The sequence below is a fragment of the Listeria fleischmannii subsp. fleischmannii LU2006-1 genome (assembly GCF_000344175.1).
Classification (GTDB): Bacteria; Bacillota; Bacilli; order Lactobacillales; family Listeriaceae; genus Listeria; species Listeria fleischmannii.
In genome coordinates this window covers 1-2,354 of sequence record NZ_ALWW01000080.1, presented here as the reverse complement: position 1 = coordinate 2,354, position 2,354 = coordinate 1, and the positions used below count along the sequence as shown (strand labels likewise).

Genomic DNA, 2,354 nt, shown 5'->3' with positions numbered 1-2,354 from the left:
ATACTAATATATTTAAACAAAAAAATAAAGAAAAATGAAAATAAAAATATGATATTCATCCCATGAAAGTTAATAAAGCGACTGAAAATCTTAATTCAGGAACAAAAAAAAGCTCTGGTAAAAGCACTAAGAGCAGCTGGGATTTCTAGGGGACTGCTCAAAGTTTGGCTTTTTCGTTTGATTATTCATTTTGTTTAACTAAATTAGCGATAAACAACAAAAAAATTCCAAAAAGCAAGATTGCAATTAACTAAAAATCTCTGAAAAAATCGTACTGCATAATTTTTAAGTGCGATTTTTTAGTTTGATATGCCCTTGAAAAAAGTGGATGCATTAGCTTAAGTAGTATGTCAATAGATTTATATATTTTTACATTAGTTTTTACAAAAACATTATAAATGTTGGTACATAGCAATTAATTAATCTCTCTCAGGACGTTTCTTTTAATTAAGTAATACCAACGTTTCCGGCGTTTGGTATTACTTTTTTATTTGTTTAAAACGTCTAAATTGCACACTTTTTTTGTATAGAGAGTAAGAGCGTTGGTCAAGATTTTTTCAAGGCTTGCTGTAAAGCACGTTGTAGTGTTGATTTTTAAACGCCATATTCTGTAACAAATTCATTGGCGTTTTTTGAGTGATACAATTTTCCCGTTTGCAACTTAAATTTTCGGCTAAATCTTTTTTGTTCTTTTTATTGTAGCCAATCTATAGCATTATTCTCTAACTTGTTAGTAAAGTGATATATTAAAAGTAGAGAGTAAAGAAAAATATTAGGACATATAAAAATCGATAACAGAATATAGGCAGTTCTGTTATCGATTTTAGTTTTGCTTTTAAATAGTAGTACTTTTAATCTACAATTGCGCATTTAACTCCCATATAATACCAAATTTGTCTTCAATTTTAGTATATTTTGAATCCCAAAAGGTTTCATGTAAAGCATGAATGCTTGTTGAACCAGTACGCAGCATTTTCTTTTCTAATTCATTAATTTCTTCGATCGAATCAATTTCAAGCCAAATAGATATTTGTTGTATTTTTTGTTTTATTCTGAAAATTTTCTTTTTCGATAGCATCCGAAGCATATAGTAGGCTTTGACCTAATTTAAATACTGAATGGCCAATGCAAGATTTACGATCTAACTCCTCTATAAATCCCATATCTTCAAATGTTATCTCTTCAATGATTTCGGCACCAAAAATATCAACATAATAGGATAGAGCTTCTTTGCAATCATCATTATACACCAAATAAGGAACGCTAGTTTTAATCATATAATCACCTCCATTCTTATTTTATTTTATCACGAATGAAGCGAGAAATATTATTCTACATTGTGGTCTTTTTTTAAAACAGACACTAAAAGTTTAGCTACATTAATTAAAATTGGCGGATCTTCTGATATTCTAGGTCTTAAATTTATTGTATAATGGGAGCCATTACATGTTGGAAAAGACAGTTTTTCATTAATTTTTCCTCGTAAGCAATTTTTTAAATGGAAGTATGACAAAATATTATTTGAAGTATCTATAGCACATGCTAACAAATAATAGTCACCATCAGGGATATTTTTTAACTTATTAAGATTCATACTTTTAGTTGCTAATCCAGCTATTGGTTTATGGTTTGGAATTGGAGTATTGAATAAGCCTATAAAGATAATTCCTGATTGAAAATTACTGGGTGCATCAATTTTAACATGACAAAAAGAGTTAGTACTGCTTTCATAATAATCTAATGATTTAGAGGCGCTCGTTTCAAAATTTTTCACTTGAGTGTATAGATTATCCATTTCACCCATATATTGTTTTGGGGAACTTCCGGTATATTTTTTAAAAGTATTAGAAAAACTTCCAGAACTGGAATAGCCAACCGAAGACTGAATAGTAGTAACATTCTTTTCGGAATGAATCATTTCAATTGCTTTTTCAGTTTTGATGCTTGAAGTATATTCATTAAGAGAATAGCCAGTTATTTTCTTGAATTCTCTACTAAAATAATATTTGTCGTATCCAAAGCAAGAAGCAACATCTTCTATTTTTAAGTCAGAAATAAATACGTTCTCTTGAACATACTGCAATATATCTTCTATAATTAATTTCATTGTTCCTTCAAACCTTTCGTAAGCGTATTAAGGGACTTTAGCTTTAGCTATTTTAACATCAAAAATATAACATGATTTTGTAGTATCCCCACAAAGTCCATTACTCATAACTCCGTCTGGAAAATAATTACTCATATCTTTTACAAATTACTCTTTATATTTTAACATATCAATTGGTGTCATGTGTTATATTTTAAAATATAGCTAGACAAGAATGAGGACAAGTCAATAAAGAAATTTGTATGGA

The 2,354-nt window shown here is 28.8% G+C and carries 2 protein-coding genes; both read right to left on the bottom strand.

Annotated elements, in window-relative coordinates; genetic code table 11:
- Positions 1–1,013: 1,013 nt before the first annotated feature.
- Positions 1,014–1,277: a VOC family protein gene (locus LFLEISCH_RS14245; RefSeq protein ID WP_007478040.1), complete on the bottom strand. Its 264-nt coding sequence runs from the start codon at positions 1,275–1,277 to the stop codon at positions 1,014–1,016.
- A gap of 50 nt (positions 1,278–1,327) precedes the next feature.
- Positions 1,328–2,107 (bottom strand): AraC family transcriptional regulator, encoded by a 780-nt coding sequence (locus LFLEISCH_RS14240; protein ID WP_007478039.1) that lies wholly within the window; start codon positions 2,105–2,107, stop codon positions 1,328–1,330.
- Positions 2,108–2,354: the final 247 nt, after the last annotated feature.